Annotated in this window: 15 protein-coding genes; 10 read left to right on the top strand and 5 right to left on the bottom strand. The window is 41.9% G+C overall.

The features are described from left to right. Window positions 1-46: 46 nt before the first annotated feature. From L4C54_RS11035 to L4C54_RS11055, 5 genes are all read left to right on the top strand, one after another. Window positions 47-865 carry an FTR1 family iron permease gene (locus tag L4C54_RS11035; RefSeq protein ID WP_428808207.1) on the top strand — a complete coding sequence of 273 codons (819 nt, stop codon included), beginning with the start codon at window positions 47-49 and terminating at the stop codon, window positions 863-865. Then, a complete protein-coding gene (locus L4C54_RS11040; RefSeq protein ID WP_428808208.1) occupies window positions 862-2301 on the top strand; it encodes an FAD-dependent oxidoreductase in 1440 nt (479 codons plus the stop codon). Before L4C54_RS11035 ends, L4C54_RS11040 begins: the two co-directional genes overlap by 4 nt. 18 nt (window positions 2302-2319) lie before the next feature. Beyond that, on the top strand, window positions 2320-2907 hold the full coding sequence (locus tag L4C54_RS11045) for a hypothetical protein (protein WP_428808209.1): 588 nt from the start codon (window positions 2320-2322) through the stop codon (window positions 2905-2907). 34 nt (window positions 2908-2941) lie between these two features. After that, entirely contained in the window at window positions 2942-4447 is a 1506-nt protein-coding gene (locus tag L4C54_RS11050) for a hypothetical protein (protein ID WP_428808210.1), read from the top strand. A gap of 100 nt (window positions 4448-4547) precedes the next feature. Then, complete coding sequence (locus L4C54_RS11055) at window positions 4548-7418, top strand: hypothetical protein (RefSeq protein ID WP_428808211.1); 2871 nt, start codon at window positions 4548-4550, stop codon at window positions 7416-7418. Between the two features lie 149 nt (window positions 7419-7567). On the opposite strand, the gene L4C54_RS11060 is transcribed toward L4C54_RS11055, so the two are convergent. Next, window positions 7568-8242: a hypothetical protein gene (locus L4C54_RS11060; protein ID WP_428802269.1), complete on the bottom strand. Its 675-nt coding sequence runs from the start codon at window positions 8240-8242 to the stop codon at window positions 7568-7570. 178 nt (window positions 8243-8420) lie between these two features. On the opposite strand from L4C54_RS11060, the gene L4C54_RS11065 reads away from it, so the two are divergent. Next, complete coding sequence (locus tag L4C54_RS11065; RefSeq protein ID WP_428802268.1) at window positions 8421-8813, top strand: hypothetical protein; 393 nt, start codon at window positions 8421-8423, stop codon at window positions 8811-8813. A gap of 19 nt (window positions 8814-8832) precedes the next feature. On the opposite strand, the gene L4C54_RS11070 is transcribed toward L4C54_RS11065, so the two are convergent. Beyond that, entirely contained in the window at window positions 8833-9762 is a 930-nt protein-coding gene (locus tag L4C54_RS11070; RefSeq protein ID WP_428808212.1) for a LysR family transcriptional regulator, read from the bottom strand. A 253-nt stretch (window positions 9763-10015) separates the two neighbouring features. Here L4C54_RS11070 and L4C54_RS11075 point away from each other — a divergent pair, with 253 nt between their 5' ends. Beyond that, complete coding sequence (locus L4C54_RS11075; RefSeq protein WP_428802266.1) at window positions 10016-11137, top strand: alpha/beta hydrolase; 1122 nt, start codon at window positions 10016-10018, stop codon at window positions 11135-11137. 40 nt (window positions 11138-11177) lie between these two features. Here L4C54_RS11075 and L4C54_RS11080 read toward each other — a convergent pair whose 3' ends face one another. Continuing rightward, window positions 11178-12065, bottom strand: coding sequence for a LysR family transcriptional regulator (locus L4C54_RS11080; RefSeq protein WP_428808213.1), 888 nt, complete (start codon window positions 12063-12065; stop codon window positions 11178-11180). A 359-nt stretch (window positions 12066-12424) separates the two neighbouring features. On the opposite strand from L4C54_RS11080, the gene L4C54_RS11085 reads away from it, so the two are divergent. Continuing rightward, complete coding sequence (locus L4C54_RS11085) at window positions 12425-13426, top strand: LacI family DNA-binding transcriptional regulator (protein WP_428808214.1); 1002 nt, start codon at window positions 12425-12427, stop codon at window positions 13424-13426. Between the two features lie 182 nt (window positions 13427-13608). Here L4C54_RS11085 and L4C54_RS11090 read toward each other — a convergent pair whose 3' ends face one another. Then, entirely contained in the window at window positions 13609-14880 is a 1272-nt protein-coding gene (locus L4C54_RS11090; RefSeq protein ID WP_428802263.1) for a carbohydrate porin, read from the bottom strand. 395 nt (window positions 14881-15275) lie between these two features. After that, entirely contained in the window at window positions 15276-17840 is a 2565-nt protein-coding gene (locus L4C54_RS11095) for a glycoside hydrolase family 3 protein (RefSeq protein WP_428808215.1), read from the bottom strand. 558 nt (window positions 17841-18398) lie between these two features. Here L4C54_RS11095 and L4C54_RS11100 point away from each other — a divergent pair. Together L4C54_RS11100 and L4C54_RS11105 are read left to right on the top strand one after the other, a co-directional pair. Next, window positions 18399-20528, top strand: coding sequence for an ADP-ribosylglycohydrolase family protein (locus L4C54_RS11100; protein ID WP_428808216.1), 2130 nt, complete (start codon window positions 18399-18401; stop codon window positions 20526-20528). Window positions 20529-20581: 53 nt separating this feature from the next. After that, window positions 20582-21832, top strand: a complete 1251-nt coding sequence (locus L4C54_RS11105) for an ABC transporter substrate-binding protein (RefSeq protein WP_428808217.1) — start codon at window positions 20582-20584, stop codon at window positions 21830-21832. Window positions 21833-21834: the final 2 nt, after the last annotated feature.

The following is a 21834-nucleotide window of genomic DNA, read 5'->3' on the forward strand; positions in this document are numbered from 1 at the left end:
TACAACGATTTAGTCATACAATAATTAGCAATCGTATTGAGGATTTATGTTTGCAAGTTTTTTAATAACACTGCGTGAAGGGCTAGAAGCCTTTCTTCTCGTTGGCATTGCCCTCTCATATTTGGCAAAGCTTAACGCTCAGCGATACAACAAATACATCTACATGGGTGTATTTGTTGGATTGATCTGCTCACTGGCAATCGCTGTGATTTTCCAAGTCGTTGTCGATCAATTTAGCAATGAGTTGTATCGAAACTTATTAATGGCAGGGATACTCATTTTTGCCACGATTGTGCTCACCTATATGGCTGTGTGGATGCAGAAACAGGCAAAGCATCAAGTCACCCAGATGCAGCAAGAGATCAGTGATATTGTCTCAAAAGGCAACGTGTTTGGTTTGGTGTTTCTTTCATTTCTAGCGGTTCTAAGGGAAGGATTTGAGACGATTTTGTTCTTCTCTGCTTTGATGTACTCAAGCTTTGGTGAGTTCTCAACCGAAGATGCGCTTATTGGCGCAACCGCTGGGCTTGTGCTGGCTTACATTTTGGTTTGGGTGATGTTCAAAACCACTAAAACAGTGCCTCTTAATTCTTTCTTTCGTTGGACGAGTCTACTGATCATTATCATCGCTGCAGGCTTACTGTCTTCGGCTATCAATATGTTGCAAGCCGCTCACGTGCTGCCAATTGTCTATGAGAGCTTGTTTGATATTTCACACATTTTGGATGATCAAGGCGTATTTGGCACCTTCTTGCGAGCACTGTTTGGTTACAACTCCTCCCCAGGCTTGTTGCAGCTCCTTGTTTGGGTTGGCTACATGTCAATATTTTCGCTGTTTTGGCATAAAGGATATAAGCACGCATGAAAACAGAAAAACCGATTTCACAAAAACATATCGCTATTTTGGGCGCAGGGCCTGCTGGGCTAATGGCTGCTTGGGAGTTAGTCGAAGCGGGTCACAAAGTGACACTTATTGAAAAGGCGGATCACGTTGGTGGAATGTGCGCGACTCAAACGTTTCAAGGTAAGCACGGAGAGTATCGCTTTGATTTTGGTGGGCACCGTTTTATTACCAAAAACCCAAAGCTACTTAACTTTGTCGATACCTTGATGGGCGATGATCTGCTTTATGCCCAACGTAAAAGTGTCATCCGTTATAAAGGGCGTATCTATCAATACCCACTAGCATTAATGGATCTGATAAAAAATGCGCCTATGCCTTTGCTTATTGGTGGTGGCGTTGACCTGCTAAAACAACTGTTTAAGGCAAAGCCAAAAGATCAGTCGAGTGTTAGCTTTGCCGAGTGGATTGAGAGTCGTTTTGGTAAGACTCTATATAAACACTTTTTTGAGGGCTATACCGCCAAGCTTTGGGGTATTGATCCTAAGTTTCTTTCTGGAGACTGGGCTTCCCAACGCATTAGCTTGATGGATCTTAAAGATGTGGCGCGCCGATTATTGCCCGGTCGTCAATCTTCAGTTCGAACTTATGCTCGTCAATATCGATACCCTAAAATGGGCTTTGGTCAGCTCTATACAAGGCTTGGTGAAGAGTTGGTTAAAAAGGGCGTTGAGATAAAATTAAATAGTGAAGTAAGCGGTGTTTCAATCGCTGCGGATAACCGTATTGAGTCGGTGCAATACACTGTCCCTGATACCCCTGATAACGTCGGTACTGTTGCGTGTGATGAAGTGATCTCGACGCTGCCATTATCGATTATGTGTGATCTAACAGGCTTTGATAGCAAGCTAGAGTTTCGCTCTCTGCGCTTTATGAACATGCCAATGGAAACAGACAATATCTCTGATAACACGTGGCAATACCTTTCTGACCCAGAAATGCTAGGCACCCGCTTGCAAGAGCCAAAACGCCGTTCTTCGTTTATGGCACCAGAAGGGCGATCTTCAGTGATGGTAGAGATCCCTTGTGACAAGAATGATGAAACGTGGACGATGGCAGGCGATAAACTGCAAACTCGCATACTCGAAGATCTTGACGCACTGGGTGTAGATAAAAAGCTGGCGACGGGCGAGTACTTTACTTCTTATACCGAGCACGCCTATCCACTCATGGATATGACGTATCAATCCAAGCGCGAAAAAGCGATTACTCATTTATGCCAGTTCGACAATCTCATCATGACGGGAAGACAGGGTACATTCCGCTACATCTTTACTGACACAGCAATGGAGATGGGCATGATGGCGGCTCAAAGTGTGCTTGATGGTAAAGACCGTCGACGTGAAATCTTCGATTTTAGAAATGAAAAAGTGGTATTGGAAGTACAAAGCGTTGCCTAAACGAAAGGAACAGTGACAGTGGATATTACGAGACAATTTATTCGATGGATTCATGCAATATCGCTATTGGCTTGTTTACTAGCGAGCGGAGTAGCGCACGCTTATTCATATGCAGCAGCGGGTAAAGAGCCAGTGATTGATGGCCGAGAGGCGATATTAGTTGCGCTTAGCAATGAAGATTATGTCGCGGTTAAAGCAGCGATTGATGGACTAAGCGAAGAGTTTGCTTACCTGAAAGCTGATCATGATGTTGATCTGTTAACGCCAATGTTATCGGCAATTGGTCAGCAGCAAGCAAGTGAGGTTGAACATCTGATGGATAAAATGATGTACGAAGAGATCGTACGTCGCTTGGAGGGGGCGCAAAACAATTTGGCTGACTATCAGGTAGCTAAGGTTCTTGTAGTTAAAAGTAAGCTCTTTTTGGACTTGCTAGCCCCAAAACTTGAGCAAGAGTCGCGACAAATCGCTTCTCAGTCCATTCAAGGTGTATTGGCTGCAATTGGTAATCCGGGAGTCTTCGGAGTAGGGCAAGCACCAGCTGATCCACAGACGTTTAAAGAACAACGAAGCGCGTTGATGTCTGCGCTTCGTTCGTTTAAATAACTGTTCGTTTTAGGCAGAAGATACTTGCAGGTCAATGAATAGTAAAAATGCCCCTTGGATTATTATCATTGTCACCGGCTACATAGGCTGGTGGCTTTGGGCATCTCGCTTTCCGTTAGAGTTAACCAGTGATGACGCTTACAACTTTTGGTTGGCGATTGAGCGTTTTTCAGTGATTGAATTTCGTCCACATTTTCCTGGATATCCTGCATTTGTGGCGATGAGTAAAATGGTTGCCTTTGGGGTTGCCCCAAACATCCCAGCCAATGTTGTGGTGTCACTTTTGTTTGGCAGCCTTATTCCTATTCTAGTGGCTGGGATAGTTTACATGGTTTGCAAAAGTTGGATTTTAGCGGCTCTCGGGTTTGTAATGATCACTGTGCAGCCATTGTTACTGTCAATTTCACTAAGCGGATTGTCTGATTCAATGGCATTAGCACTGTTGCTATTTTCCGTTGCTGCGCTTATTAGGCAGAACTACCTATTTGCAGGACTTTTTGTTGCATTGATGCTAGCCACTAGACCGGCTTACCTACCACTGGCTATTGGGCTAGCGATACATCCTCTTATTTCATCTGTCTCTGTTGAATACTCAACGAGTCGCGTTAAAGCTTACTTTCAAGTGCTTAGCATGATTATGTTAGTGGGTGTTATCTCTGTTTGGTTTGTACTTCGTCAAGATGGTCTAGCTTACTTTGAAGAGGGGATGAGATTTACTCAAGGCCACTTTTCAATTTGGGGGAATACAGTTCATGGTGAACAAAACCAATGGATTCAATGGTGGAATAGTCTGACAAAGGGGGTTGGTTTATACCCTGTCTTGATAGTTTTACTTCTCCAATGTTATACGCTGACTTATTTTATTCGTCCTCGGTCTCATCTTGCCTCTCGCTCAATTTTCAATTTGGAAGTATCGAGAGTTCAGTTGAGGGAAGAGGCGATTAAGACAATGAGTTTTACTTCTCTTATTTATTGGATCTGGATAACGTTTGCCCAAAATCCAGATAATCTTCGCCATTGGACTCCGATACTGACTCTGTTTTGCATCTTGCTACCACTAGCCATTGAGTCATTTATTAATAAGTCATCGGAAGACAATATGGGAATAACAGGCAAGAGCATAATTTCGTTGAAAACGTTTTCCTCGTTGCTTGTAGTTTTCTTGTTTTTCAATTCGCCCTCTATTCATGCCATTGTGAGCAAGTCAAAGCCAATTCACGCCCCAATACAGCAGGCGATTGAGTGGGTTGATGTAAACCCTTTCATTGACTTATTAGGCACGAACTACAGCGTGAACCTAGCAAGAGCGTCACTACCCAATCAGCGTATTTATGACATGTATTATCCAAGCAGCAATAACGCCTTGCTATCGGCGGCTTCGACTAACCCTAAAAGTGCTTGGCGTCTTTCTGGAACACCGATTGAGCAGACGTTAGTAGAGATTTTCCCAGCTCGCTTTATCGGAGAGAGAACACTCTACCTTTACCAAATTAATGAACAAAAAATTAGCAAACAAGAAAACAATAATTATGAGCAATGATGTAATGAGTTATTCAAGTATTAAAAGGCTACTCAAGACTATCCATGAGATGCGGCTATATAAACGCGTAAAGCAATTATTGAATGTTGTCGGCGTTTTGATGACGCTAACTTTTAGCCATTCGTCATTAGCGATAGAAAAGAGCAGTTCGTTACTTATGACGGCAGACAAAAGCCAGTTCATTAGCGCAAACTTTGATGCCGGCAGTGTCAGCATTATTGAGAGAAGCAGTGGAAAAATCCTAGCTGAACAGACGATTGGTCGTGATATAAGACGAGTAGCGCTAACGGGTGATGAGCAGCAGTTACTTGCGACAGACTACTTAAGTGACAACGTCACCATGCTGAATGCAGACGATCTATCCGTGGAGTGGACACTTTCCGTTCCTTCCCGACCGTTTGGGGTAGTGTTTGATAAAAATCATCAACAATTTTATGTGACCAGTTTCGAGCGAGATAAGTTGCTGGTGATAAGCCGCGACGGTGAGATCACTAAAACAATTGATACCGCATCGACACCAAGAGGGCTAGCCCTTACCGATGATGGTCGTTTGTTGGTTACTCATATGATGTCAGGTCAGCTCTCTATCTATGATACTAAAGCTCAAACGCCAATTCTAAATCAGATAATCCAGCTCGAAGATACTAAAGCAAATGCAACGTTAACCACCCCTCAAGGTAAGCCACGTGGGCTTGATAATATTGTAGTTTCACCAGATGGAAAAACGGCTTGGCTTCCTCACATGCTTTGGTCATTTGGTCACAACTTTCAGTTTCAATCGACAGTGTTTCCTACTATTTCCATCATTAATCTAGAGCTTGGCAATGAACACGAGGTGATAGAAGAGAGAAAGCAGCTATTTGAACAGATCAATATTATTGAAAGCGGTAATCGCATTCGCATTATCTCAAACCCTCATGATGGCGCATTCACGGAAGATGGTAAGAAGGTGATATTTACGCTCGCCGCTTCTGAAGACTTACTAGTATTTGACCTTTCACGACAAGGTAAAAAGAACAGCAAACGACATCGTCGTAAGAAGTTTCAAGGTGGAGTGAAAGCGACTCAAATATACCGCAATGTACCGGGTGATAATCCGCGCGGTATTACTATTTCAGGGCGTGATCTGTTTGTGCAAAATGCGATGACTCTGGATATAGTCAAGTTTGATATTGGCAAATCAGGACCATTTTCAAAGGTGAAATTGGCAGAAGAACAGTTCGCGAAGCTAGTTCAACATGATCCAGTAGCGCCGCAAATGCGACTGGGTAAGACACTCTTTAATAGCGCGAATATGGCCGATAGTTCCGAGTACCCAATGTCTGGCGACTTCTGGATGAGTTGTAACTCTTGCCATATTGATGGCTTTAATTTTACTAACCGACAGCTGATGGAAGATGGAAAGAAAGATCGTTTTAAAAACGCGTTAACCGGACACGTCGATGTAAGAAAGATGATCATTGGTGACCCTGTTGGCGCGTACGTCGATATCATTCAAAAAACTCAAGGCGGAATGGGGGGCGATCCAAGAGAAGAGGAGATGCCTCCTGTTGATGTTGAAAACCCGCCGCTTGAAGTCGCGAAAATGATGTCAGCCTTAAATGAATACGTTAAGGCGAGAGAGAACCTGCCATATTTAGCGACTTGGCTGCGCCTGGATGATGAAAAGCGTTACACGCACCCTGATGAGTGGGTTAATTCAGCGGAGTGTGCCGATTGTCATACCACCATCTACGATCAGTGGGCGGACTCAAATCATGGCATGAACATGGACCACCCGTATTACCGCTTTCAGGAAGATTTCGCGGCAAAGACAGAGGGTGAAGAGTTTCGTGTGTTGTGTCGAGGCTGTCATGCGCCACAAAGTATTATCAATGAAGATAACAAGCCGTTTGAAGAGTACGGTGATATGTGGCTAAAAGGTGGTGAGGATCTGAAAGAAGCATTTGCCCATGGTCAATCGGTTAATGAGCGAGGGACGGGCTGCGTTTTCTGTCACCGTATTACTAAGGCGGAAAATGCAGGCGGTAATACTGACTTAACCGTAAACATCAAAGATCGCGAGCTGTACGTTTTTGAAGATGCCAAAAGTAGCATGCTGAAATGGCTCTCTGAAAAACAAATTAATGCGTCACCAGAGGTCCATAAGGATTCATATTCTGATCCTGAGCTGTACCAAAGTTCACTCTATTGCGCGACTTGTCACAATGAATTTACTACAGGGCAGGGCGCGAACATCAATGATAACTTTGGTGAGTGGTTAGCTTCGCCATTTAACGCGCCAAACGATCCTAGTATGCACAAAGAGTGTATCGATTGTCATATGACGCAAGATGTCACTGACTTTGATAACAAGGTGTCAGGGCAATCGACTAATGATGGTCCAATTAAGAACAACATGCGTTCACATCACTTCGTTGGAGGTAATTATTACTTCACTGGGATGCGTAATCCAGAACACAAAAAGCTCAGCATCGATATTTTGAAAACAGCGTTAACTCTAGAAGTAGAGAAACAGGGCAATCTATTCTCGGCAAATATCACCAACGTTAACTCTGGGCACGATATGCCGGGTGGCGCTCGCCGTCAGGTTTGGGTTGAGCTCATTGTTACTGACGCTAACGACAACGTTGTTTTTGAAAGCGGTGTTATGCAAGACGGAGTTATTCCAAAAGATTCGCGTCGATTTATCAAAATTGGTGTCGATGAAAATGGAAAGCCTGTTGGTCTTCGTTTCTGGCGCTATGTAAAAATAGGTCAAGATACCCGTATCAAATCAGGTGAAACGCGCGTTGAGCAGTTCGAGTTACCAAGTGATCTGGACTACCCAATTACCGTTTCTACTCGTGTTCTTTACCAAGTCTTCGCCAAAGGGCTGACCGAGAAGGTACGCAGTGCCTTTCCTGATGAGGATATTCCAGAGCCTGAAGTCATTGAACTTGAGAAGGTGGTAGAGGTATATAAGAAGTAGCTTGATATAGATAAGGTATAAGAGAGGCAACGCCTAGAGAGCCAAGGACATTTAAGGCAAGTACAGAACGCATTTTTAATTATCAAAAAAGCGAACTGTTACTTGTCTTAACCTGCCCTCTAAATAGAGTGAACAAGCCTAGGGTCCGATTAGAAGTTAATTTCGTAGTTAATGCTAGATATCAGCTCTTTATGGTCGGTAAAATTGGCATCAATAAAAATACTTTGCCGATCATCTAATCGATATCCTAGAGTGCCATCGATACTGACCTCGCTAACACTTTCATGTTCAAAGTTACTTTTTAGTTGGTTGAGCCCTAATATTGCTGTCGGCGAAACAGTTACCCAGCTATTCATTGGTAGTTTTCTAAAATAGCGAAATTGAATTTTACTAAAGTATGCATAGTTATCGGCCCACTCTTCACTGGTCGCGCCAAAGCCTAAAGAAGGGACAAGTAACGTCTGATTGTCGATGGAGTAAACATCGAAAAGACTGACCGAACCATTTAGAGAACTATCGGCGCTGTCATCTTGTACGTAATCAACAATAATCCCTTTGCTTAAGCGCTTGTGCCTCGCTGCACTACGAATGTTATGGACATTAAAGTCTCGTTGTAGCTCGTACTGCAACAAAATCTGCATGTCCATAGTGGTATTAAGGTCGAGCGTTGCTCTCGCACCATTCCCTTCATTTCCATAACCAAATGAGACACTTGGCCTCATCTGTAATGCTTCGCTAATTCGAACCTCTTTTAGCTGATCTGCTATGGCGCTATTGCTAATAAGCAAAGAAAGTAGATTAATGAAAATGAAGCGTAACGTCATGAGGCCCCCAAGGTTAATTAGTGGAGGCATGATAGGCGGTGCTCGTTTTTTAGGAATGGTTTTCAGAAATTCAAATTTGCTTCGGTCTTTAAGTCGAAAATGAATTTCTCTAATTCATTACTTGTTGTGCTAGTGATCTAGATACTGATGGTATCTAACAATTATTGAGATTAAGTCAGTGACTAGAACGGTATGCAGCAGAGTAAGTGAAGATATTTTTTTAAATCAACGTTGTTACAAGATCTTTGATGAAGGCGAGGGGATCGCCGTTCTGTATTTGCATCATAATCACGCACAACAAAACTACATTGTAGATGCGATTATAGCCGTTGCTTCCGAGCACACACGAGTAATCTGTTTAGATGTTTCTGATGTTTGGTCAACTAACATCAATGAGCTTAGCTCAATGCAATTGAGGCAACTTACGGATGATATTCACCTATTGGTGGATATCTACTGGCTTGAAGACGTAATTATTGAAGGTAACTACATGAATACTAGACTTAAGCATCAATTGTTAAAGGTACTAAAATCGCGTTGCAATGACAGAACAGCACTAGTGAATGACTAGCCGTTAGAGCCGACACTTCTTAACTTGGCTGAATAACCGTATCAAAATGACTTTGAAAAACTTGATGCAAGAATTGATTGAGTGGATACCCTCGTCGTGTTTGTAAGTACCCACCACAAATATCCAATTGTCGGTACTCTTGGGAGAGTGGAGGTAGTGGGTAGCAGGTCAGTTTATCGGACATATTACTAATGTAGCTGCTTGAGTAGAGTAACGAGTCACTAGTCGCTATGTACTCTAATACGGTTGCTAAGCTATGGCTGGTCAGTTCAACATCAGCAACATACCCTTTTTGCAAGTACAGCTCTTCAATGACACTTCGTTTGCTGTTTATACCATCCAAAAACAGACGGGCGATAGGAAGGTGATGAATCTCATCCCATGCACTGGTTTTACTTAAAATAGGATGATCGACTCTAGCGACAATGGAGTTTTGTACTTGGCATAATGTGTGAGTGTAAACCTCTTGTGGTATTGGATAGCCAGCAAGCTGGATCATATAGTCGATCTCGCCACTGAGCATTTCACCTAATGAATGGCTTTGCCAATAAATGATTTTAAACTTCGCGTTTGGCAAGCTGCTTTTTAGAACGTTAATTAAACCTGACCCAAAGATTTCTTGAAGAAAGGTATTCACAGCAATGGTAATGGAGCCGTTAAATACCAAAGGATCGAAATCTTGATAAGACTCAACAACTTTGATTATTGGGGTCATCATCTCATCAGCTGCTTGAGCTAATTTTTCTGCAAGTTCTGATGGTTCAACACCGTGAGCTTTACGGATAAATAATTGATCACCGAATACTTCTCGCAATTTGGCCAGTCCGCGACTGACGCTGGTTTGGGATATTCCTAAGCGTTCGGCTGCTAAGTGAGTGTTCTGTGTTTCTACTACAGCTTTTAATAATTTCATTAGATTGAGATCTAATGTATCGATTTTATTCTTCATCTTTTAGCCATTAGTAAATCGCCATTGATATCAATATTATACTGAATCAGAGTTGATTGCCTTCGGATATTGAAACGACCAGTTTCAAAAGAGAACACTTATCAATAGAAGTCAATAGATAGCCTGCATAAATGAATTTCTCTAATTCATAGTATGCAAACAAGCTTTGAATGAAAATGCTTGTCGTTGGCCAATGCACGTATATTGAAAGGAATCTACATTGGCATGAATATTCCTATGATAGAGGCAAAATATGAAGCAAACCATCCTCACGATTACTTTGGCGGCACTTATCCCTGTGTCAGCAATTGCCGCAGGTCAGAATCCATTAAAAGTAAACGCTACAGAATTGCCGATTCCTATTCATGCTTCTGAGGCGATAAAGTCATTTCTAACCGTAGCCCCTGCACCGTTAAATTCTGAGGTTGTGCAAAATATTCAATTGCCCCAAACGAAGAGCGAGTGGAAACAATATATAGAACAATTTGATGCTCCGGGAGCAGAGCAAGGGCGAAAGCAAGCTGAGCAATTCAGTGTTAAATTCGAAGTCAGCACATTTGAAGGTGTGGAAATCTATACGGTAACGCCAGAAACAGTCGCACCTAAATACAAGAATAATGTCTTTGTCCATATTCACGGTGGAGCTTGGATCTACGGTGGTAATGACTCATTACTTCGAGAAGCGACGATAACAGCTCATAAGCTGCAGATTCCTGTTATTTCAATTAATTATCGTAAAGCGCCAGAGCATCCAGCCCCTTCAGCTGTAAACGATATTGTGACAGTATGGTCTGCGCTATTAAAGGAACGTCCGGCAAATTCTATGATGTTAGGTGGAACCTCTGCGGGAGGAAATTTGACAGCAGCGTCGGTACACCGAATGAAAGACGTAGGCCTTCCAACACCAGCGGCGCTGTTTATCGGTACGCCGGCAGCAGATATTCAGAAAAAAACGGACAGCCGTTTTGTTAATGATGGTGTTGATGGTGGACTAGGTACATGGGATGTTGGTATTGAAGCTGCTGTTGATCTTTACATCGGTAACTTGGATCCAACTAGTCCATATTTATCGCCAATTTATGGTGACTTTAGCGAGTTTCCGCCGACAATATTGGTATCTGGTACTCGTGATTTAATGCTAAGTGATACGGTGCTTATGCATAGAGCGATCAGGGATGCTGGAGCTATGGCTGACCTACATATTTACGAAGCACACTCTCATGGCTTCTACATGTTACCCGGTGATGATAGAGCTAATTTCTATGCCGAAATGGATGCGTTTGCTAACACTCACTTAGTAAAATACGAGGATGTCGTTAAGGGCGAACCCCCGCACTTACTCCTTAGTGATTTTCTGATTCCAGAGACAAAATAATCGACATATCGCTAATGTTTGATTTTGGATCTCTGAGACTTTAGCTCAAACAATCATTTATTAGCGATTTAACGACACTGTATCGCTTAGGTAAGTTACGGTGTCGTTTCTGTACCAAAAACAGTATTTCTTTTACTGGTTTTTTTGTTGGGGCAATGTATAGCTGTTCTTTTCCTGAGAAGCTATCAATTGCACTTTTAGGTAATACTGTAAAACCAAGTCCTTTAGAAACGGGCTGTAATATTTGATTAAGTTGGTTTATATAGCCGGACGTTTTTAAACTATCGATATTGATGTTTGCCAACGCACTATCTCCACATAAGTCGAAGTAAAGCGAGAGATAATGATTGGCATCTGGGTGGCGTATCAGCCCACAATCAGAAAGAAGTTGAACTGTGATGTTCATACCCTGATAAGCTTTAGGCAATGCCAAACAGAGCTCTTCATTCCCAATCTCTTCACTGTGAAACAAACCCGTATTAGGAACGTGAGTCACAATACCTAAATCAATGGCTCCTTGTTGTAAGTCATCCAATATTTTTTGATTTGGTGCAGCTTCCAACTGAATCGACAGTTCAGAGTGCTCTTGCTGTAGAGTTAAAAGTGCCGGATAAAGAGCCAACGCCAAAGAGCCTGAAGTAGCAATTTTACAATCACCTGCATAGGGATTATCAAAGTTGAGGCTTTCTAGTAGCTCTGCATCACCTATTGCCAACTTTAGTGCGTATTGATAAACCAACCTGCCTTGCTCTGTTATTTCAAATCCTTTGCCTTCACGTTTAATAAGTTCGTGGCCACATGCAGCCTCCAACTTCTTGATGTGTTGACTTACTCCTGGCTGAGTCATATAAAGCTTCTCGGCCGTTTGGGTAAAATGTCCGATGTCGATTAAAGTTCTAAAGGTGTTTAACCAAAGTGGGTTTAGCATGATGGGTGACTCTTCAATAGCAAAACGTTATCAAATTAAGTCTAAATGATAATTTATCTGGATTCATGTGCAAGAGGAATGTTGAGTAATGAGGGTTTAATAGAGCTAAATCTAGCGATGATTAGTTCGGCTTATCGGTCTGGTTGTTTAGTTAACCTTGATGTATGAAATCAACGAGAATGAAAATAATTGAATAATAAGTTTCATCACTCCTGTTATTTATTTGAGATATAACGACATTGTGAAATCAAAGTGAAAATTACAGTATTAAGAAAGATAAATATAAGATTCAAGGTAGTATAATTGATACAATAATAATGACAAATATTTTCACCCTCTCTACTAAGGTAAATGAAATAATGGCCAAAGTTACTTCTAGAATGATTGCCGCAAAAGCAGATGTTTCTCCTAGTACTGTTTCAAGGTATATCAATCGAAGTTCATTTATTGAAAAAGAAAAAGTATTAGCGATTGAGAAAGCAATGAGTGACTTAGGATATCGACAAAAAGATAACCGAGTACAACCTGCCGCACGTACAATGGTCATTGGTGTATTATCGCCAAGTTACGACAGTGTGCATGTATCGAGTATCTTTTCTGGGATGAATAAAGCAGTTTCCAAACATGTATATAAAATTAATGTTGAAGTGAGTAATTACGAATCAGACCGTGAGCGTCGAATTCTTAAAGACATGGTTGATAAAAATGTCGATGGTGTAATTATTATAGGCACACACCTAACGGAAGAAGAGATAGGTGTAATATTAAAAGGAGTACCTAAGCTAATATTTGGTACGCCAGCACTGTCAGTAAATAATATTGGTTCTAAACGGCTACATCAATTACAAATGGACAACGAATTAGGTGCCTATTTGGCGGTTAATCACCTTATTCAAAAGGGTCATAGTGACATTGTTCACTTGCGAGGCCCAGTCGATAACAGCGATTCAGACGCTCGATACGCTGGGTACGTAAGAGCGATGGAAAGTGCCGGAATTGAAATTAATCATGAACTGGTTTTACAGGGTGATTTCAATTCAGAGCAGAGTAGCGACTCGATCCGTAAAGCGGTGTCGGCGAATAAAAGCTTTACCGCTATTTTTGCATCAAATGATGAAAGTGCTGTTGGCGCGATGAATGGGTTGTATCGAGAAGGGTTGACGATACCAAATGATATCGCTGTAGTGGGGTATGATGATATGCCTTTATCTAGCTATATTATCCCACCATTAACGACTGTGAGACTGCCTTTTGAAAAAATGGGTGAGCTATCAATTTCTTACATACTGGATCTGATTTCAGGTAATGAGCCAAAGTATAAAATGCCAACGATGCAATTGATTATTCGCGAATCGACCTAGTGACCTAGCAATGATGATTATCTTGATGGCATAGTTAAGATGTTTCAGCCGTAGATTCATTCGAGAAATCTTATTCTTAACTAGAAATGGATTCATAAAGAAAAGGCTGTAACCTCATATTGGTTACAGCCTTTATTATTAACGGGTTATCATCGTGGACAAGGCAATGATATCGTTATTTATTACCACCAAACTTCAAACTGCGCGCCGAAGCTGACAGAGTCAAACTTGTCGTTTGTTACTGAAGAGTGCTCGCCAAATGCTACTTCACTCCAGTGAGTATCTTGCTCAGCGTACGTTACGTAAAGACGGATATGCGGTACATCACCAAAATGGAATTTTTGAGAAAGTGTTGCCTTAGCGGATGTATTTGTACCGTCGTAGGTTTTTGATTTCGCCTGTTGGTAACCAAGCTCTAGCTCAGTTTGAGTGAAGGTATTCCAGTTATAGCGTGGGCGAATACCAGCGTTAAACCACTCTTTTCCGTCTTTGTTATCAAACTCCATATCAATGTCTTCGAAAGCAATAGAGTAACCAGCACTCCACTTATCATTGAATGTGTAGTTACCGTGGTTAAATAGGCGGACACTGCTACCTGGTGCCTCTACATTGACAATCTGCGTTCCCGACCAGCCAGCAACACCAATACCGTCTGTATATTGAATTGTTAGAATATTATCAAAACCAGCAAAATTGCCGCTATGAGAAGCGGTTAGCATGTAGCCGTTAGTTGTAGCACTGTTGCCTTGTTTTGTGATCTCTTCTTTAAGCACTTCATCGTCGACAACACTCGCAAGGTTAATACCAAGTGCTAGGTTACCGCCTGGAACTTCGATGCCATGAACACGTAGCTCAGGAAGGTGTACTGCAGTGATGAAACGTTCATCTTCGTCGGGTGTCTCACCAGGGTTTGTCATCTCGCCATTGTTGTAGTTATAAGTCACATCCATCAACATACCTGGCAGTTCGATGTCACGTAGACCGAAACCACGACCGTAGTTATCCCAATACTCGTAATCAAGCATGTCATCAGCGATTGAACGAGGGTATAGCTTACCGGCCCACATGCTGGTTACATCACTGCCGAATACACCATGCAATTGCCCCCAAACTTGCATCACATCAAATGAATCAGAAATGCCGCCACCAAACTCCTGAACGTCATGCCATGATCCGATCATGATGCCAATTTCACCACGTTGACCATTTTCAGAGACAAGATCTGATTTTAAGCCGAACTCCATCCAGTCGTCTTCGTTACCCAGACGATATTTACCAGCCGCACCTTCCGCAGAGATGTAGTCTGGGTGACCGTTACCGTTACTGCTGTTTGGCGAAATATGAGCACCAGCACGCATGTAACCAAAGAAGTCAATATCAGAGGTTGCCATTGCACTTGAAGTGAAAAGCATTGCACCACAAGCTAAGGCAATTTTAGTTGGTTTAAAATTCATTTTATACCTATGTTTATTTAAGGACTAAGAAAGCTTAATTATTATTTGTTTATTATTGTCAGTGTTTGAATGTATTTTTTATTCTCCACACTGTTTGGGTAGCGGTATTTTAAAGGGAACTTAAGGGTCGTTAATGTGAGGGTGATAGGGTTTTTACTATCGATGAATATTTATCAAAATAAAACGGTTCATGCCTAAGTTGCTGTTTGTTATTGCAATTTATCTCACCTTTAGAATGCGTTTCATGGTTGTTATTATATATGGGATAATAAGCCAAATAATATATTGTTATAGATTTGTTACTTGTATGTTTTTAGGGAATAAAAAAGGCTTACTTAATAAGTAAGCCTTTAAGGTTTAATGTCTAGATTTTAGTTTCTATATAATTTCAGGTCTTATGCATTCCACGCGATATTGGCTATGACAGCACCAAGCTTCCCTTTTGTATACATCATAAATGGTGTATCTAAATAACGTAGGTCTACATCTTGGTCAATAAATTCCTGACAAGGTACTGACACTTTAATAAATTCATCACCAATGATTAATTGATCCGTTATATCTACAGACGCGACACCGACAGGCTCTTCGTTTTTAGTCCATTTTTGAAGTGACATTTTAACGGGTTCCGTTGGCGCTTCTTGAACTTTAATTTCAAAAGTAATCGAACCATTACGATATTGTGAGAAATCTTCTACAGAGCCATCTCCAACTTGAATATACGTGGCACCAAATTGCTCATTAAAGTTAATTTTAATGGCATCTTGTTGTTGCTCATAGTTGTACGGTTCAGTTTCAATAGCTTGGATTGCCATTGAGTTGTTTCGTGAAACTTCTGAGCCAATCCAGTGACCGAGATCAGAGATTTTAAGGTTGTAGTCACCGATGTTTGAGCGCACACCATATAAATGTTTGGCTTCAGTTGCTGCATCGGTTTGGTTTACAACATCAATGTCTAATTCAATATTATCTAGATCTCGAGTTTGTTTACGATCTGTGTAGTTCAAGCCGTACCCATATTCAAACAACGGCGCATGTTCTCCATTTGGATCTTGCTCGTTATCAGGGCAAACATAGTCTGGGATGTGCTGTGGAATACGGTTAACAGTAACGCTACGCTTTTTGTTCGGCCAAGAGTACGACAGTTGACCAACAAAATCGTAACGGATGTTATTTTGCTCATCACGTACAAGCACATCAGTGATACCCATCCCTTCACTACCAGGAAGGAAAGCAGCAACAAACGCTTCCGACTGTGCAATCTCCTCATTGATGTAAAGAGGGCGGCCACTAAAGAAAATACTAATAACTTTAACGCCTAGTTTATTTAGCTGAGTGACTTTCTCGCAGTCAGCTTTGTAGCTGCGTTTTAGCTTTGAGAACTCAAGTGATTGCCACGCTTTGATATCGCCCATCATCTCAGCGTAAGGGTCTTCACCGAATACAACAACGGCTACATCACCGGCTTGGAAATCTGAGCTTAGGTCAAGGTCTAGATTGACATTATCAGCACCAAGTTCAGCCTCAAGTGCCATTTTAACTGTGGTTGCCCCTGGGAAATCATCAAGCGTGTTTTCATCACCTTGCCACGTTAGGTTCCAACCACCAGATTGCTTTTGTAAATCGTTGGCTGCGCTACCTGTTAACGTGATTTTTTGGTCACGAGATAGAGGGAGAATATCGTTGTTGTTTTTAAGCAATACAAGAGACTTACGTACAGATTCTCTAGCAATCTCACGATGAGATTCAGCCCCTAGTTGAGCTTGTTTCCCTGCGAATTGACGTAGACTAGGGCGTGGTTTATCCCATAATCCCGCGCGCATTTTAACGCGAAGAATTCGAGTAACTGCATCGTCAATACGATCCATTGAGATAACACCGCTGTTTACAGCATTCAATGTCGACTCAATAACACCTTTCCAGTGCTCTCGTACTGGAACCATAAGAACATCGTTACCTGCGTTAATCGCATAAACGGCGTCAGTGTCCGTACACTTACTGACTTCGGCGTGGCCGTTCCAATCAGTAACAATTAAACCATCAAAACCCATCTTATCTTTTAGTACGTCAGTAAGCAGGTACTTACTACCATGAATTTTTTGATTGTACTCTTCACCCTCTTTAGGCGAGTGATCGTAGTTAGCATTGTCTTCCCAGCTGTTGAATGAAGACATAACAACCTGTGCGCCCGCTTCTAAACCGCTGAAGTAGCCCATAGCGTGTATATTAATCAGGTGCTCTTCACTGTATCCATTTACACCACGGTCAATACCAGTACGTGTTCCGCCATCACCGACAAAGTGTTTAACGTTAGACAATACTCGCCCTTCGCCCTTTAGCTGTTCAGCGTTGCCTTGTAGACCTTGCACCATTTTTGCTGCGTAGTCGTAGGTAATTTCTGGATCTTCAGAATAGCCTTCATAAACGCGACCCCAACGGTAATCGCGTGGTGTTGCAACAGTAGGGGCAAATGTCCAATCAAGACCCGTCGCAACAACTTCACGAGCGGTGACTTCACCAATGCTGTGAATCAGTTCAGGATCACGAGCACAGCCTAAACCAATATTGTGTGGGAATACGGTCGAACCGAATACATTATTATGACCATGAACCGCATCTGTCGCCCAAACAAAAGGAATACGGAAACCTCTGCCTTCAAACATTCTTTCTGTTGCTTCCCAGAATGTGTCAGCGCAATCAGCCCAATCTTGAGCTGAAGCGTGTTTGTTTTCGTTTGGCCATGCGCCGCCACCATTTAGAATTGAGCCCAGTTTATATTCATAAACTTCTTCAGGTGTGACTTCCCGAAGGTTAGGTTGAATCATCTGACCAATTTTTTCTTCCAGTGTCATTTGTTGAAGAATTTCAATTACTTTATCTTCAATAATAGGATCTTTTTTAATTGCGGAATCAATAGTTGGCCAATCCTTAAAATAAGGAAGACTATTTTTAATTGTCATTCTAAACACCTAAGTAATATAAATTGCCGGATTTCTAATACGGCGGATACTACCTTTGAATTTAGCCATTCGTTTGTGATCTGAGTCTCACTGCCATGACTCAAGGATTTATATTGCTCAAAACTAAATTGGGCACACATTTCTGGGGTATTTCATGAATTGTTTGTGTTGTTTTTAGTGTTTATTCTTATTATTCATATTGTTAGTGTGAATTGTTTTATCTTTCTAGCACGGTGTTATAGAAAGTGTTGAAACTCAATTGTAGTGCAACATGAAATTGTATGATTTCCGTACGAATATAGGTCTAATTAGTGTGATGAAAATCACTCAAGGTAAATAATGCGTGAATTTATTTGTGTGATTGATAATTTATTACCTTTAATATCAATATCTTGCTGTGAATTTATTTTCGTGATTGGAAAGTAGGCAAGAATCACTTTCAGTGCTTTGATCACAATTTGTAGGGGGGGAACTCTGTATCATCCGGATCAGATGAGAAGTCATACAGTACTTCGTGAATTATAAAGTAATATTATTGTTAATAGTGTTGGAGATAAGATGTATAGCGAAGATTTATACCGTAAAATATATTCTGGAATACTAGGTAAAATTGTCGGTGTATATGTTGGGCGACCTTTCGAAGGTTGGGATTATAATCAAATTAATAAAACCTTTGGTGATATTAACTGCTATGTAAACGAACAAGTAAATCACCCATTAATCTGTAGCGATGATGATATCACGGGTACTTTCATGTTTACCCATGCGCTAGAAGATCACTTGTTCCGTAAAGACTTCTCTTCCGTCCATGTCGGCCAATCTTGGCTAGATATCTTAATCAAAGGAAAAACCGTCCTTTGGTGGGGTGGGTATGGTCAGTCGACAGAGCATACTGCTTGGCAGAACCTTAAGAATGGCATTCCAGCGCCGAAAAGCGGTTCTATAGAAACGAACGGACAGACCGTTGCAGAGCAGATAGGTGCTCAAATATTCATTGATGGTTGGGGAATGTTAAACCCAAATATGCCGGATAAAGCAGCCAATATGGCTCGTGAAGCGGGTTTAGTGAGTCATGATGGTGCTTCTGTCGATGCTGCCATTGTTATTGCAGTCATCGAATCCTTAGCATTTAACGAAACTAACTTAAATACTCTGATTGATTCAGCTTTAAGCCACATAAGTAAAGACAGCATTATCCCAAAAGTGATTGCTGATGTACGTCAGTGGCACAGTGAAAACCCACAAGATTGGCGTTACGCTTTCACCCAACTTCGCGAAAAGTACGGCTACGATAAGTTTGATGGTACCTGTCACGTTGTCCCTAATCATGGGCTAATCATCCTTTCACTACTTTACGGACAAGACAATTTCCATAAAGCGATGATGATTGTTAACACAGCGGGTTGGGACACAGATTGTAACGCGGCCAATGTGGGTTGTATCAATGGTATTCGTTTAGACCTAGACAGTATTAATGATGGCTATGACTGGCGTGGCCCTGTTGCTGACCGTATCTTACTTCCTACTGCACATATTCATGAACACATCTCAGACGCACTTCGTGAAGCGGATAAGATGATGGAGTTGATTGTTCGTTGGCATACTGGCGATACACTACCTCGCAAGCCACGATTCCATTTCTCGCTACCAGGTGCCGTGCAAGGGTTTCAGTTAGATAATAAACATAACCATGTTCGAACAGCTTTGTTATCTAACTCTGAAAACGCACTGACAATTGACTATCAAAACCTGATCTCTGGTGTTCCGCTAAAAGTGAAAACAGCGACCCACACTGATAAAGAGTGCAAGGTTAACGAATCTTCTTACCACGTTGTTGGCAGCCCAACGCTTTACCCCGGTCAAGACGTAGTCGCGGAGCTTGAACTTACCAAAGAAGCGAATGCTGACGTTGATGCTTGTCTGTTTATCGAAATGTATGACACAGCGCTAAACATCACGACAGTTTCAAGTAAGCCAGTGCGGTTAAACGCTGGTGAGCGCAATACGATTCAATGGACTATTCCTACCGCTGATTTCCAAATGATCGCTAATGTTGGAATTAACATCACAAGCACGACAGAAAGTTCCCAACACGGTCAGGTTAAACTTCACCAGCTTGATTGGACGGGGACACCAACTCAAGCGATTGGCTTTGATAAAACACCGCACCATGAGATTTGGGAAAGCAGTTTCATCAATACGATGGACACTAAAATCAAGTTCGATAACCAAGATATCTACCGCCTCGTCAACGATGACATAACAGACCCTGGTGTGTTCGCATTTGGTAGCAAAGATTTTGAAGACTATGAACTGAACATTCGCTTAGTTCCACAAACGAAAAACGCCTTTGGCCCAATCATTCGTTACCTTGGTCTGACTCGTTATTACCGCATAGAACTGACAAAAGATGACACCGCTATTTTGATGCATGAATCGTTCGGAGAATCCCGTATCATCGCCGTCGCTCCTTTTGCATGGCAACCGCACAATGCTTACGAGTTTGAAGTGAAAGCAATAGGCGACCATTTTGAATGTTCAATAAATGGTGTCGATACCTTTAGTGTTAAAGACGCTGCTATGCCAGAAACATTCAAATGTGGTGGGGTGGGTTTCTATAACTCATTAGGGCCTGTCCACTTTACTGACATGACGATTACTTCTGTTGATTCTCTTAATAACAAGTAACTAATAACTAATACGGCGTTAAAGCCGAATACTCTACAAAAATAAGGATAGGCATGAAAAAACTACAATTAAGCACTGTGTCTGGCGCCATCGTTGCAGCTCTGCTCTCTACGGCTGCTTTGGCTGAAGAACAAGTGACACTTAATGTCGCCGCGTTTGCTAATTACGATCAAGTTGTTCGCTTGATTACGCCTGATTTTGAAAAACAATATCCGCATATCAAAATAAATCTAAGATCGCTGTCGTTCCAAGATCACCATACAGCGCTTACTACCTCACTTTCTACAGGCGCTAATGTCCCTGATGTTGCGGCTCTTGAGGTTGGTTACATTGGTCGATTGGCTAACGGCGGTGGCTTAGAAGACTTGAATCAAGCGCCGTATAACGCGGCTAATTTTGCTGAGAAATTCTCACCGTTTACTGTGCCTCTAGGTAAGAACAACCGAGGTGAGCAAGCGGCGATTCCTGTTGATATCGGCCCAGGTACTATCTTTTACCGCTCTGACGTATTGGAATCAGCAGGTGTCTCTGCTGAAGAGATGCTAAAAGATTGGGATAGCTTCATTGAAATGGGCAAAAAGCTCAAAGAGAACAACGGTAGCTACATCGTTGATAACGCCTCGACAGCAATGAAAATTGTACTTCGAAGCGGTTTAAGTGAAGGTGAGTCGGTTTACTTTGGTGAAGATAATAAAATCTTAGTTGAAAGTGACCGTTTTAAAGAGGCTTTCCGTGTTGGTAAAGAGCTGTTTGATAATGATCTGTCTGCAGAAGTAAACCAATGGAGTACAGAGTGGAACGAAGGCTTACGTCGTGGTGATATTGCGACGCAAATGTTCGGTTCTTGGTTTGTAGGTCATATTCGTGACTTCATTTCTCCAGATACCGATTACTGGCGTACTGCGCAACTTCCTGGTGGTACATATGCAAGCTGGGGCGGTACGTTCTTATCTATTCCCGCTAGAGCTGAGCATAAAGAAGAAGCGTGGACATTCATCAAATACATGTCTGATCGCGTAGAAACACAAATTGCTGCACTTGAGTTCGGTACATTCCCTTCTTCTGTTGAAGCGCAACAAGCGCCTGAAATGAACGAAGAGATGGCTATTTTGGGTAATCAAAAAGCTCGCTTGATCTGGCGTGAATCTGCAGAACGTATCCCTGCAATTTCAGCTCACCGTCATGATCCAATTGCTGAGCGTATCATTGATGACGCCTTTGAAAAGGTCATCAACCACGATGTCGACATCGATAAAGCGTTGTCTGATGCCGCTAAACTGATCAAACGTCGTGCTCGTCGTTAATT

Source organism: Vibrio lamellibrachiae (assembly GCF_050337265.1).
Classification (GTDB): Bacteria; Pseudomonadota; Gammaproteobacteria; order Enterobacterales; family Vibrionaceae; genus Vibrio; species Vibrio kyushuensis.